The organism is Micromonospora sp. NPDC048930 (assembly GCF_043197935.1).
In the GTDB taxonomy this organism is placed as follows: Bacteria; Actinomycetota; Actinomycetes; order Mycobacteriales; family Micromonosporaceae; genus Micromonospora.
Map to the genome: position 1 here is coordinate 1 of NZ_JBICUB010000027.1, position 13,396 is coordinate 13,396.

The 13,396-nt window shown below is 69.8% G+C and carries 12 protein-coding genes and 1 pseudogene; 3 read left to right on the forward strand and 10 right to left on the reverse strand.

Features of this window, described 5'->3' with window-relative positions:
• Positions 1–462 (reverse strand): glycogen debranching N-terminal domain-containing protein (locus ACGFI9_RS35670; protein ID WP_393185248.1); only part of this gene is annotated, 462 nt, incomplete at its 3' end.
• The gene (locus ACGFI9_RS35675) at positions 459–803 is read right to left on the reverse strand and encodes a sterol-binding protein (RefSeq protein ID WP_393185250.1); all 345 of its coding nucleotides are present in this window, start codon (positions 801–803) and stop codon (positions 459–461) included. The genes ACGFI9_RS35675 and ACGFI9_RS35670, both read right to left, overlap by 4 nt.
• 331 nt (positions 804–1,134) lie before the next feature.
• On the opposite strand from ACGFI9_RS35675, the pseudogene ACGFI9_RS35680 reads away from it, so the two are divergent.
• Positions 1,135–1,627: pseudogene (locus tag ACGFI9_RS35680) on the forward strand (transposase); the annotation flags it as partial.
• Between the two features lie 167 nt (positions 1,628–1,794).
• Here the strand turns inward: ACGFI9_RS35680 and ACGFI9_RS35685 are convergent.
• Positions 1,795–2,175, reverse strand: a complete 381-nt coding sequence (locus ACGFI9_RS35685; RefSeq protein WP_393185252.1) for an ArsR/SmtB family transcription factor — start codon at positions 2,173–2,175, stop codon at positions 1,795–1,797.
• Positions 2,176–2,271: 96 nt separating this feature from the next.
• Here ACGFI9_RS35685 and merA point away from each other — a divergent pair, with 96 nt between their 5' ends.
• Together merA and ACGFI9_RS35695 are read left to right on the forward strand one after the other, a co-directional pair.
• Entirely contained in the window at positions 2,272–3,693 is a 1,422-nt protein-coding gene (merA, locus tag ACGFI9_RS35690) for a mercury(II) reductase (protein ID WP_393185254.1), read from the forward strand.
• Positions 3,694–3,806: 113 nt separating this feature from the next.
• Positions 3,807–4,313, forward strand: a complete 507-nt coding sequence (locus ACGFI9_RS35695) for a DUF1440 domain-containing protein (protein WP_393185256.1) — start codon at positions 3,807–3,809, stop codon at positions 4,311–4,313.
• A 403-nt stretch (positions 4,314–4,716) separates the two neighbouring features.
• On the opposite strand, the gene ACGFI9_RS35700 is transcribed toward ACGFI9_RS35695, so the two are convergent.
• The 7 genes from ACGFI9_RS35700 to ACGFI9_RS35730 all read right to left on the reverse strand — a co-directional run bounded on the left by ACGFI9_RS35700 (position 4,717) and on the right by ACGFI9_RS35730 (position 13,364).
• Complete coding sequence (locus ACGFI9_RS35700; RefSeq protein ID WP_393185258.1) at positions 4,717–5,640, reverse strand: conjugal transfer protein TrbL family protein; 924 nt, start codon at positions 5,638–5,640, stop codon at positions 4,717–4,719.
• A 2-nt stretch (positions 5,641–5,642) separates the two neighbouring features.
• Positions 5,643–6,020, reverse strand: coding sequence for a pilin (locus ACGFI9_RS35705; RefSeq protein ID WP_393185358.1), 378 nt, complete (start codon positions 6,018–6,020; stop codon positions 5,643–5,645).
• Positions 6,021–6,533: 513 nt separating this feature from the next.
• On the reverse strand, positions 6,534–7,397 hold the full coding sequence (locus ACGFI9_RS35710) for a hypothetical protein (RefSeq protein WP_393185260.1): 864 nt from the start codon (positions 7,395–7,397) through the stop codon (positions 6,534–6,536).
• 1,296 nt (positions 7,398–8,693) lie between these two features.
• A complete protein-coding gene (locus ACGFI9_RS35715; RefSeq protein ID WP_393185262.1) occupies positions 8,694–9,497 on the reverse strand; it encodes a TniQ family protein in 804 nt (267 codons plus the stop codon).
• Positions 9,494–10,531, reverse strand: a complete 1,038-nt coding sequence (locus ACGFI9_RS35720) for a TniB family NTP-binding protein (RefSeq protein WP_393185264.1) — start codon at positions 10,529–10,531, stop codon at positions 9,494–9,496. The genes ACGFI9_RS35715 and ACGFI9_RS35720 overlap by 4 nt, the downstream gene beginning before the upstream one ends.
• Entirely contained in the window at positions 10,525–12,534 is a 2,010-nt protein-coding gene (locus tag ACGFI9_RS35725; RefSeq protein WP_393185266.1) for an integrase, read from the reverse strand. The genes ACGFI9_RS35720 and ACGFI9_RS35725 overlap by 7 nt, the downstream gene beginning before the upstream one ends.
• Positions 12,535–12,599: 65 nt before the next feature.
• Positions 12,600–13,364, reverse strand: a complete 765-nt coding sequence (locus ACGFI9_RS35730) for a TnsA-like heteromeric transposase endonuclease subunit (protein WP_393185268.1) — start codon at positions 13,362–13,364, stop codon at positions 12,600–12,602.
• Positions 13,365–13,396: the final 32 nt, after the last annotated feature.

The window sequence follows — 13,396 nt, forward strand, 5'->3', positions numbered from 1 at the left end:
GAAGCTGCCCCGACGGTAGGTGAAACACAGCAGGCCGTCGCGGACGGTGACGGTGACCGGCGCGACCTTGCGGGTCGGGTTCTTGATCTCGAACAAGTCCGCGAAATCCGCGCCCATCTCGACCCTGACCACCAGTTCCGCCGGCTCGTTGCCCTCGTTGAGCACCGCGAGATCCTCATCGAAGCTCCCGCCGATCGTGCGGTGACGGATCACGGAGATGTCGGTGTCCACGTAGTGGGTCGGCTCACCGGGCACGAGGAAGAACCGGCTCTCGTAGTACTGCAGGTCATCCACTGACAATGCGGTGAGCCGGCCACCGTTGATGGTCAACTGCCAGGTGGACAAGAAGCGGGTGTCGTAGGAGAACAAGCCCGTGGGAAAGGCCGGCGAGGGATCCACATCCCCCTGCCGGTCGCTGACCAGAAACGTGTTGCCGTCAAGAATGTTGACCAACGGCTTCATGCCCGCTCCGCTGGTGTGCTGCGGGCGATGGTCTCGTCCATCCGCTCCCGCCAACGGCTGCCACCGACCACGTCCCTCGGGTCACCCGACCCTGGCGCGGAGGGAAAGAACCGCCTCAACACCAACAACAGCGCGACTTCCCCCATCACCGTCGCCTCGTTACGCAGCAACGCGGCGATCAACTGATCACCACCCGTGATCAAGTCGTGGAACAGGCCAGCCGACAGCACCACCGTGGCATCGGCCGGCTCGCTGCCCCTGTCCACGACGACAGCCTGGTCACGCATCGCCACCCGCCAGAACTCCCCGCCGTCACCCTCCTCCACCTTGATCAACACCACGCCGGCGGCCCAGCAGGGAAGCGCACGCCCCGCCCGAGACGACAGAGACCGGAAAAACGTCTCCCGCTCCCGCGTGAGCTCCCGTCTCGAGGGCGGCATGCCCCCATCGTAGGCGCGACACGAGCCACCACCCGGACGAACGCCGAACCCACACGACACGAATCGAGCCTCAGCCCCGTCAACAACACCCGTGCGTATGCCCGGGGCTGTCTCGCTAACGGTCCCGTCCCCGCAACTGTGGTGATTCACTCGTTAGCGCGCCGACCCGATGTGCGTCCACCCGCACGAGTACGGGTGGTTCACAGTGAAGCCGACACGCGAACTTTTGGGCGCCACAGTGATCCGGCACCTGGCCGCCAACACCCCGACCGGGGTACCGGCCCTGCGACTGATCGACTCCACGCCCGTGCCCTGCGGAGCCTCCCGCGAGACCGCCAAACGTTGCGACCTGGCAGGCGACGCCGGCTACGGCTACTGCGCCTCCCACTCCCGCTACTTCTGGGGCATGCACCTGTATCTGGTCACGACCGTCGAGGGCATGCCGGTGAGCTGGTGCCTGGCCACCCGAAACTCGACGAACGCGAGGTGACCAGGGCCCTGCTGGAAGTCGATCACCACCTCGTCCAGTCCGGCCAGGTGATCCTGGCCGACCGGGGCTTCGCCGGTCAGGCGTTCGAGGCGTTCCTCGACGACCTCAATGCCCACCTGGTCCGCCCCGCCCGCAAGGACATCCGACCCCCGCCGTGAGTCCCACCGAACAGCGCCTGCTACACGTGCGCCAGTGGATCGAAGCGATCTTCGACACGCTCAATGGCCACTGCGGCGGCGACTGCGGCACCGGCGCCGAGGGCGACACCGCCCTGGATGAACCCGCCGATCCCGCCGAGGACTCCGGTGAGGATGAGTAGGTGGGTGGTGCAGCAGGCGGCCATGGCGGCCACGCCGCCAGCGGCTGCGGCCGTCGGGGCGGCGGAGGGCCGGTTGCGTATCGTCATCGGGCGCCGTCTTCGGGGCTGGGGGTGATGCGTATGCAGGCGGCCAGGGCGGCGGCGTTGTCGGCCGCCAGCGAGCGGGCCTGCAGGATCAGGTCGGCGACCCGGGGGTCGGTGGCGGTGTAGAAGGTGCGCCGGCCGTCGCGGCGGGCGGTGACGTAGCCGCAGTCGGCCAGGCAGGCCAGGTGGGTGGAGACCCGGCCCTGGGCCAGGCCGACGTGCGCGACGCACTCGCCGACGGTGTGCTCGTCGTGGAGCAGGAACTCCAGCAGCCGCAGCCGGGTCGGGTCACCCAGGGCGCGGAAGAACTTGGCGACCATCTCCACCCCGCCTGCCTCGTCGGGCAGCAGGATGATCCGATCGCGTGACTCTTGACCCACCAAACAAACCCCTATTCATCCGGATATCAAGATGAGAGCGTAGCATCTTCCCATCCGGGTAACAGGGCTCGGCTGAGCAGGGTGGAGGACAGGGCCATGGCGTACGACCTGGCGATCGTGGGTTCCGGTGGTGGGGCGTTCGCGGCGGCCATCGCGGCCCGACGACGCGACCTGTCGGTGGTGATGGTCGAGAAGGGCACCGTCGGCGGCACGTGCGTGAACACCGGCTGTGTGCCGTCGAAGGCGCTGCTGGCCGCGGCCGACGCCCGGCACACCGCGCTCGCCGCCGGCCGGTTCCCCGGTCTGCGGCCGACGGAACCGGTGGTGGACTTCGCGGCGCTGATCGACGGCAAACGCGCCATGGTCGAGACGATGCGCGCGGACAAGTACGTGGACCTGGCCGCCGAGTACGGCTGGCAGATCCTGCCCGGCACGGCCCGCTTCACCGGCGACCCTGACCAGCCGCGCCTGACGGTGGAACAGGCCGACGGGGGCACCCGCACGATCGAGGCCACGCACTACGTGGTGGCCACCGGATCGGCGCCGTGGACGCCGCCGATCGCCGGGCTCGCCGACGCCGGCTACCTGACCTCCACCACGGCGATGGACCTCGACCGGCTTCCCGAGTCGATGATCGTCATCGGCGGCAACGCGATCGGCCTGGAACAAGCACAACTGTTCGCCCGCCTGGGCACACGGGTCACCGTGGTGGAGACCGTGGACCGGCTCGCGCCGTTCGAGGAACCGGAGATCTCGACGGCCATCGAGGGCGTGTTCGCCGACGAGGACATCACCGTGCACACCGGCGCCACCGTCACCGCCGTCGCCCGCAAGGCCGCCGGCTACTCACTCACCCTCACCACCAGTACCGGCACCCTGGAGTTGGCCGCCGAGCAGCTGCTGGTCGCCACCGGCCGCCGCCCCCTCACCCGGGGCCTGAACCTCGACCAGGTGGGGGTCACGGTCGGCCGGCGGGGCGAGATCATCGTCGACGAGCACCTACGCACCAGCAACCGGCGGATCTGGGCCGCCGGCGACGTCACGGGGCATCCGCAGTTCGTGTACGTGGCGGGCGCACACGGCGCCCTGATCGTGGACAACGCCTTCGACGACGCCAGCCGCAGCATGGACTACACCCACCTGCCGCGGGTCACCTTCACCACCCCAGCGATCGCCTCAGTCGGGCTCACCGACGCCCAAGCCGCCGAGCAGGGCCTGGACTGCGAATGCCGCGTCCTACCCCTGGACTACGTGCCACGAGCGATCGTCAACCGCGACACCCGCGGCCTCATCAAGATCGTCGCCGAGCGCGGCAGCGGCCGCATCCGGGGAGTGCACGTCCTAGCAGACAACGCCGGCGACGTCATCGCCGCCGCGGTCTACGCGGTGCAAGCCGGCATGACCGTGGCGCAGATGGCCGACACCTGGTGCCCCTACCTGACCATGGCCGAAAGTCTGAAACTCGCCGCCCAAACCTTCACCCGCGACGTGGCGAAGCTGTCCTGCTGCGCCTCCTGACCGCCCCCTGGGACAGCGGCACTGCCGAATTCGGCGCACTCCTGCACGCTCACGACATCCCCGGGTAGTCACATACCAGCGGCACCGCGCCCACCACCGAAGGAGACCGCACGATGAGGCTCACCGAGACGATCAAGGACCTGGCCGTCGCCCCGGCAGCCGGCTACGCGGCAACCAAAGTGATGGACCCGATCAGCATGAAGCTCTACCAGCTCGAATCCGACGCCGACCGCAAGCGGGAAGACACCGCCCGCCCCGGCCTGCCCTACGAGATCGCCGCCGCCAAGACCCTGCGCCTGCTCGGCGTCGACCTACGCGGCACGGCACGGCAGCGGGCGGGGATGGCCATCCACTACGGCCTGGCGATCAGCTGGGCGCCGATCTACTCGGTGCTACGCCGCACCACCGGCCTCAACCCGGTGCTGGCCGGTCTGGCCTCCGGCGCGGCCATGTCCCTCATCGTCGACGAAGGCCTCACCCCAGCGCTACGATTCTCCGCCCCCAACCGGGCCTACCCCCTGACCGCCCACCTGCGCGGATTCGTCGCCCACCTCGCCTACGGCCTCGCCGTAGCCGCCGTGACCGAAACCGCGTGGAAACTGACCCGCCGACGCCCCTGACCACCAACCACGCAGACCAACCACCCGGCCTCGGCAACCCAGCAGCAGATTGCCCTTCCCGTACACCCGCTGAACCTGACCCGTCTGCCTGGCCACCCGCCGCTCCCCGCGATGGCGTACCCGCCGACGGCAGGACGGTCTCCTCGCCGAGGATGCCCGCCGTGCGGGGCGTGAACACTCCCGCCCACGCCCCGCACACCACCCTGACAGCGCAGACCCCGCCAACGCAACGACCCCCGAACATTACCAGGCGCGGTCAACCCCACTCACTCGTTGGACACTTGCCGACATCGCCAACGCGACGGTCAGCCACGCGAACCCCAACACCATCCGCAGGAGAGGCAGTATGAAGCGCCCGTCGGCATCCGCGCCCGGGCCGCGTCGGACCGGTCGGCATGGGTGCTCATCGGCCCACCGCCCTCAGTCCGCGGCCGAGACCGGGGATGGAGCGGGTGACCTGCTGCACGACGATGACCCGCACGGCGGCGCCGAGCATGTTCACCCCGCGGCCGCCGCTGCCTCCGGCGGCGACGTAGCGGCGCATCAGGGCGGGGACCCGCAGCGTGGTCCAGAGCATGACCATGACGACGAACAGGTTGAGCACACCGCCGGGCTCGACCGGCAGGCCGAGCACCGGCAGCAGGTGCTGTGGGTCGGTGAGCATCCACTGCCCCGCGTAGAGGGTGAAGCCCTGCACCACGGGCACGGCCAGGACGCCGATGTACGACTTCCACCACAGCCGGGCGACCGGATCGGTGTGCGGCAGCGCGTGACAGGCCAGGGCCAGCGGCGCGAAGGCGGTCAGGACGAGGACAACCGCGAAGCGGACGATCACGCTGAACGTGGTGCTGGCGAGCAGCACGGCGATGATCGCCGCGCAGATCACGAACAGCAGCCCGGCGATCTTGTCCTGTCCGGCGGCGACGTGGGTCTTGATCGCCCGCAGCGCGCCGTCGCTGTCCCCTTCCGGGGTGGTGAGCGCTCCGGTCAGGGCGTTGGCGAGGTCGATGAGCATGCCGCACCACAGCTGCGAGAAGTGCGCGGCGACGAACCCGACGATCAACCTCGGGATCAGGTCTTTGATGGTGTAGCGGGTGGTCTCGCTGCCGCCGGCGGTCATGGTGAGCACGCCGGCGGCCACGAAGGCCAGAACGAAGACGGTGTCCACGACGAGCACGGAACGGCCGGTCAGGGCCTGCACCTGCGGCAGGCTCGTGACGTTCGGGGTGATCAGCAAGGCGCTGCCGATCACCCCGAACAGCGCGTCCAGGGTCGCCAGGATCGCCGTCGCCAGCCAGTCCAGGATCTGGTCGAGCAGCCAGCCCATGATCAGCCCCCGACGATTCCCTGCACGACCTGCAGCAGGACCGGCGCGAGCACGGCGAGGGCGTAGCCGATGAGCGCGTTCTTCAACGCGCCCTTGGCCCGGTCGACCTGCGCCGGGTCACCACCGGCGGTGGCCCAGTAGACGCCGGCGAGGATGAGAAACAGGGTCGCGACGGCGGCGAGGAAACCCATCAGCCAGGTCTGCAGGTTGCCGATGACGACCGGCAGGGAGTTCGCCGCTAGGACCACTTGCCCGCTGGGGGCGGCGTGCGCGGCGGCGGGTGCGGACAGCAGCAGGATCACGGCGGCCATCACCGCAGCGACCCGGTAGATGGTGCGGGAGCGGGTGAGGGCACGAAGACGTGCCGGGATGCGGAACATCAGGGTGGTCACCTCCGGCCCCGGCGGCCGTAAGAGCGCGTGGCGGGGCGGTTGCGGGCGGACAGGGTGCGTGAACCACCGCCAGAGGGCGGGCGCGGACAGCGCCACGAGCACGAGCCGTCCCCGGGAGGAGCACGTCCTCCCTTGTCGGGTAGCGGCGTTCGATGAGGTGTCAGCGCACCGAGCTGCGCGGCACCCGGAGACGTCCGGCACGGGCTGTGTCTGGTGCGTGCCCGGTCTTCTGGCGGCGGGCGGAACCCCTGCGGCCCGCCATGGGGCGGGCGGGAAGGCCCGCACCCTTAAACCGTCGTTTGTGTGCCCTGGCGAACGCCTGCCGTACTCACAGTCGCTCTCAGCGACTCACAACCGCTCACACCACGGCCCCAGTGGCAGCGACGGCCGAGCTGTAAGCCGCGAGCCTGACGCCCCTTGGGTTGCGTGCTCGATGGCAGGACACGGCGCGGCGCCCCTACCGGGCGGGGTAGGGGCGCCACGTGTATCGGTTGTCGTCTACTACGCGGCTGCCGCCTGTGGCGTGCCGCTGCGGGCGAGTTGTCGGCTGGCGGCGCGCAAGGCGGCCCGCCGCTCGGCCCGCGCCGTCAGCTCCTTCGCGGCCTGAGGGGACGCGACTCCGGTCAGCAGTCCGCTCGCGAGGGCTTCGGCGATGCGGGTGTCGATGCGACCCAACCGCATCCGCAGCGCGTCGGTGGTCAGGCCCAACCGGGCAGCGATGGGCTCGATCGCCCGCCGGCCCAGCCGCACGTCGATGTAGGGCTGCTCATCGCATTCGTCGAGGATCCCCAACCGAACGGCCCGCCTGACCAGCACGTCCGGATGCCCGTACGGCACCCGTGGGGTACGCGGCCCCGTGGCGTGCTCCACGTCCTCCACCGGAGTGAACTCCCCGGCCTGCTGACGCACCTTGTGGCCAGCGCGCCACCCGGCACGGCACAACGCCGCGTACGGGGCGGGTTGGGCAAGGTCCACGTGGTCGCGCAGCGCCGCGAGGAACCCGGCAAGGATCTCCGCCTCGATGTCGTCGGGGTCGCCACGGTAGCCGGCACGCAGTTGGCGGGCATAGCGGCGCAGCGCCGGCATGGCCATGCCGACCGCGCCGATAACCCACTGCGGCCCGTCCAGCCGTGCGCGGCGGATGACCTCCGCCCACACCGCGTCGCGCGCCAGGAAGGCACGCGGGTGCGCCAGCAGCCAGTCCCGCACCGCCGGCAGCGTCATCACCTCCGCCGGCAGTCCGACGTCCGGACTGAACGCGTCGCAGTCAATCGACAGGGGCTCGGGGTCGCTGGTCAGCAGGGCGAAGGCCACGTCCGCGGCCTCCAGCGGAGAATCCGGCCACTGGGTGTTCGAGGCAGTCATCGTTGCCACTCCAAGGTCAGAGACGATGCGGCGTAGCCGTCACATCTGGGCCACGCTCGAAGACACCGATCACGCCATGGCCGACTCACACACGCTCACACCGCAGGTCAGGGCCGCACGACCCCCCTGTGGGGCACTCAGTGCAGCGAACCGGGCCATCCGGCCGGCACTGGTGGCGCCAGGTGCCCGGCAGGGCCCTTGAGCAGGCCTGTGAGTGCCAGCGATGCCCCCGCCATGCCGCCCAACAACGACGCGACACGCGGCCCGCTCCGCCACTGCCCACACCGGCTGGCGTACCTCAGGGTCGCTCACAACGACTCACAGCCGCTCACAGCGACCCGTCTGGTGTCCGGCGCGGTGCCTTCCCGGGCCGGATGCGCCCTCTGCTGACGCGGTCCACCGCCCGGCCAGGTGTTGCCGCCTCCGGACGCTCACGGCGCGGCGAGGTCGCAGAGCCACGCCACCTAGAGGACAGGATGTCCGGCATCCGCCGAGCTGGTGAAGACCTGGCGGCGACGCGCACCGAGCAACTGCGCATGTCGACGCGATGGAAGCGGTCGCCGCTGTCAGTGACGTGGACATGCCATCCGGCGCGTGACAGCCGAGCGATGACAGAGGTTGGTCGGCGTCCGGACGGGGGCCGAGGCGCGCCATGTCAGCGCGACACATGTCAACGAACACCGTCGATGGACACGTGTGTAGTGGCAAAGCGGCGCCGGCCATGCCGGCGCGCCGGATCGGGCCGGTGACCTAAAGGTTGGCATCACCCACGCAGGTCACGCCGCCGTGGACGAGCCCCGCCATAACATCGGCGTCCGTCGTTGACATTTTGTCCGACAGGGCCATTGATCAGGCATTTGACACTGGCCCGGTCACCGACACAGCACCCATGCCATGCCGCTGACGCGCACTTCCGCCGGCTGCACTCCGCCGGGCATCGCCCCAGCGTCCCAGGGAAAACGCCAAGGACACCGACGCACATGTCCGGCTCGGTCACGCGCCACTGGACACGGCGGCCATGACAGCTACGCGGATGCCGATGCCGCACCGCGCCGCGTGACACTTTGTCATAGCCATTCGTCGATGACGTCGAGGTAGCGCGGCGTCCGGTGAGATCCCGTTGAGCAGCGCTGTGGCCGCGTTCATGCAATCCAGCCCCGTAAGGCGAGGCGAGCGGTGAGAAGGCCGGCGCGGTTTGGAACAGAAGCATTGGGAACGGGGCAGATCGCCTGAGAACGAACAGGCTGTCCGTTCTCAATGAAGTTGCTCCGGGCGGAACGCGCTGAGCTGGGCGGATCAGTTCGATTGAGAATGCGGGTGGTCGGGTTTTCTCAGTTGACCTGCTCGGCTGTGGCGTTTCGGGCTGGTTTTCTCAGTTGATCTGCTCCGTGGAACGGTTTGGTCGCGGATCTTGCCGATGATGTAGTCGCGGACGGAGCCGTAGGAGAGTTCGGCGCCGTGTTCGTCGACGAGGTGTTCCCAGATTGCCCACCGGGAGATGGCCGGGTCTTGGGCGAGGAGGTCGTCGATGATGTGGGCGTAGGGGTCGAAGATGCGGTTCCGTCGGGGTGGTGTGCGCCTGAACGTCGGCGGGTTCGGGTCGGTGGTGAGGGCGAGGAGGACGGTGTCGGCGTGGACTCTGAACTTGCGGGTGATGGAGCGTAGGGACGGGTTGATCTTCGCTTCCTGGCGGATGGCGTCGAGGAGTTCGCGGGCGGCTTTCTGGCCGCGTTTTTTGACCAGGTTGGCGATGCTGCGCGGTCGGCGCGGAGGTTCGTCGGGCTCGGGTTCTTGCGGTGTGGGCGTGTTGGGTTCGGGGTGTAGGCGGTGGGGTCGGGCTGTGGTTTGCAGGGTGGTGAAGTGGCGGGTCAGGGCGTCGACGGTGCGGTTGGTGAGCACGGCCAGGCGTGCGGCGCGTACCGACCCTTGGTAGGCGGGCGGGGCGCAGAGGTATTGGCGTAGGTAGCTGGGTCGCAGGTGGTTGGCGAGGGCGAGACGTCGGACGTAGGAGCCGAGGGTCTCGTCGCGGCGCGGGCGGGGTATGACCGGCAGTGGTTGGGGCCGGTCGGCGAGGACGTCGCTGGTGTCGGGGCTGGTCATCGTCGTGTCCTGCGGTTGGCCTCGGCGGCGATGTCGACGGCGATGGTGTCGAGGCTGTCGCGGGTGATGGCTTCGGTGGTGTCGATGACGGCTTGGATGGCGGCGCTGCGGATCAGGCGTAGGAGGCTGCCGATCATGCCGGCGGTGCGTTGGTGCAGGTAGCGGTCGAGGTGGGCCAGGGTGCCGGGGGTGTGGTGGTGCAGGCGCAGGCTGGTCTCGACGGCGCTGACCAGGGCTGTCCAGTCGGGTCCGAGGGGGAACGGGCCGGTGGGGACCATGCCGAACCGGCCGGCGATCTGTTCGCCTCGGGTGCCGGAGAGCAGGCCGTTGCGTTCGACGTTGATGCCGGCGTAGACGAATGTGGCGGGGATGCGTTCGGCGAAGTACTTGAGGGTGTCGGACACTTCGGCGCCGTTGCGGGTGGTCAGGCTGATGTTGTGGATTTCGTCGACGACGATGAGGTTGGTGCGGGCGTCGAGGCAGACGCCGCAGACGGCTTCCATGACCTCGGTGATGTTGGGTTTGCGCAGTAGCGGGATGCCGAGGAACCGGGCGAACTCGACGGCGATCATCCGGCCGGTGGCGGCGGGTGGGGCGGTGATGTAGACGACCGGGATGTCGCCGCCGTTGTAGGGGTGGCGCTGCCGGTGGATGACCTCGAGGGTCTTGGCCATCTGGATGATCGCGGTGGTCTTGCCGGTGCGGGCGGGGCCGGAGACGATCAGCCCGCAGCGTCCGGTCTGCGCGTGGCGGTTGAGGTAGGTCAGCCGGCGGCCCTCGAGGGTCACGCGGCGGATGGTGGCGGTGGCGATCACCACCAGTTGGGCGTGGTGGGTGAGGCGGGCTTCGTCGTAGGCCAGCCGCTGGCTGGCGGTGAGCGTGGCCAGTCGGCCGTGGTCGAGCAGGTCGGGGACCTGCGGGGCGGTCTGCACGAACCGTCGCCATCCCTGCAGCGTCGTCAGCTGCAGATGTTCGGCGTCGGTGCTGTCGTGTGGTGTCGGCTGGGCGGCGGGGGCGGGGGCCGCGGTCACCATCGTTTTGTTGCCTCCAGGTAGGGGTCGAACACGCCCAGCGGGATGACCTCGGCCAGTGCTTCGCCGGTGTCGTCGCTGTCGGGTGCGCCGGTGTGGGTGGGGCCGGTTTCGGGCTCCGGCGTGGCTGGGGGTTCGGGGCGTGGCCAGGCCGGCTGGGCGGTGGAGCGGGTGCGGGCGCGGACCCGCTGGTCCCGCTTGGACGCCGAAGGCGTCGGGTCGGGGCCGCGGTTGGCGCGTCGTAGCAGCGCTTGCACCGCCTCGGCGATCTCGGCTTCCGTGGCGTCGGGCAGCTTCGCGCGGACGTGGTCCCAGGCCAGTTCCCCGAACGGCAGTCCGTCGCGGTGCAGGTGCGTCCAGAACACGGTGATCCAGTCGCCGGTGTCTGGGTCGCGTATCCAGATCCGGGACACGTCGTAGGGGTCGTGGTGGACCTGCCACAGGTTCTTGTGGGCCGCGTTTCCCGACGGCTGCCGACGCATCGGGTTGAGTTGTTCGGCGTCGTAGGTGCGGTGCCGGTGCTTGATGCCGTAGGCGTTGATCGCTTTCCAGCAGGTCGGCAGCAACGCGATGTAGTCGTCGCCGGACAACGCGACTGGCAGGTAGCCGGTCGACTCGACCAGCGTCGCGTACTTCTCGTTCGGGGTGAACGTGCGTCCCGGAGCGGCCGGGTCGCGTAGGCCGTCGTGGGGGCGGTTCTGCCAGGCGGCGACGATCCACTCGTCGAGCAGGTTCTGCAGTTCCAGCATCGACCACAGTGCCTTGGCCTCCAGCCGCCGGCCCCGGCGTTCGGTGTTGGAGCCGGCGTAGCCGGACACGAATTGGGCGAACAGGGTTCCGACCGCCGACATCAGCTTCTCGACGTGCGGTTTCTCCGCCGGGGAGCCGGGGTGGGTGGGCTGGAAGTTGATCCCCAGGAACGCGCAGGACGAGCGGAAGTTGCGCGACAGGAACACGCTGCCCTGGTCGACCACGATCGTCTCCGGAACGATAACCGGCCGGGCGGCTGCGTGTTCGAGCCGCTCGTCGATGCCGGCCAGCCGCCGGTGCGGCAACACCGACCGGGACATCGCCAAAGCCTGCGTCCAGCCCGGCCGCATCGGCTCCGGTGTCAGGGTCCGGGCCAGCAGGATGCTGGCGTCGACCGACTTCGTGCTTGGGCGCAGCACCGCCGCGGTCACCGTCCTGGTGGCCACGTCGATCACCCCGGTCAGCTCCACCCGCCCCGGCGTGCCGTCGTCGAGCAGGACCAGCACGTCCAGCGGTGTGGAGTCCATCTCCATCAGCTCACCCGGGGCGAACACCCGAGGCCGAGAGAACGGCGCCGGTGGGGCCGCCGCCACCGAGCGGCGAGTGCGGGCCGATCCCGTCGTGTGCAGGCCGACGGTCAGCTTGTCCAGCAGCCGATACAACGTCGCCTGCGACGGCATCGCCACCAGGCCGTGGTGCCGCTCATCAAGGATCTGCCGCGCCCGCCACAACACGTAACCGCCGGTGCGAGTCGAGTCGTCGGTGGCCTCGGCGACCGCCGCCTGCACCGCCTCCACCACCCGCGTGTCGATCCGGCCGAACCGCGACGGCTGCCGCAACAGCCGCTGATTGACCAGCGCCGCGACCCCGCCGGCCTCGTAACGCTGCCGCTGACGCTTCAGCGTCGCCACCGTCACCGCGTATCCGGCCGCCCGCAGTTCCGCAGCCTTGACCTTCTCCCGGCTGGTCACCGTCGTGACCGCCGGGTCGAAGCCAGGCCGGGCCACCGCGCCGGCCGGCGCGTCCGGCGCCAGGCCGTGGATGACCTCCAACACCTGCCGCTCCCACCACAACGCCTGCTCGGCCACGTCGTCGGGAAGACGGTCCAGCACCGCCGCCGACCCCACCGCAGCGGCGACGCTGCGCTGCCCGAGCACCGCGAAGTCCGCCTCCGACAGCAGGTGCGCCAACCGGATTCCCTCGGTCTGGCCGGCCTCGTCGGTCAGCAGCACCAGCGTCCCGGACCAACCCACCACCGTCCGAACGATCCCGGCGGCCCGCACCCGATCCCCCGGACGCAGCCGGGGCAACCGCCGCCCACTCACCACGCCGGCCTCGACACGCGCACCACCGTCGCCGGGCCCAGCAGCGCACCGACCAGATCCGCCGCCAGCACCTGCCGCCAGAGCAGGTGAAACAGCACCGGCAGCACCAGCAGCCGATCCCCGGCCCGCTCGGCGCCCTCAAACAACGGCGCCGGCTGCGCGAACACCTCCAACAACCGGGCCGCGACATCCTCCCGCCGGCCGCAACGCGGATGCCGATACCGCGACAACCAGCGCACGTTCGCCGCGAACACCGCCCCCACGACACCGACACGACGAAACCGCCACCCGACGGTCTGACACGCCGCAGCCGTCACCGCGAACGCCTCCGCATCACCGGCCTTGACCCGCTCATCGGGGCGCACATCGATCACCAGCCCGGTGCCGTCCTCGACGCGGACGAAGTAGTCCGGCAGATGCCGGCGCACCCCGCCCGCCACAGGCCAGGACAGCCAGAACGGCTGCGACGCGATCCCCACCACCGCCGGATCGAAGTCCAGCAGCATCACCTGATCCCGCTCCAGCCACGACTCGAAGCCCACATGCCGGCCCACCGTCGACGACCACCAGCGGCCCGGGAAGTTCCGCTGACCCTTGAACATCGGAAACGCCCGCGCCGGCGCGACGTCCTCAAACCGCACCCCGCCACACCGAGCCAGCGGCTCACAGCGCATCCGACCGTCCACGCCAACGAACCCGATCATGAACTCGTCCGCGTCGACGACGTCGACAGCGGCGACGGAACCCGAAGCAGCGCTCACGAACCTGACAAACGAGCCTCAGCCCTGTCAGA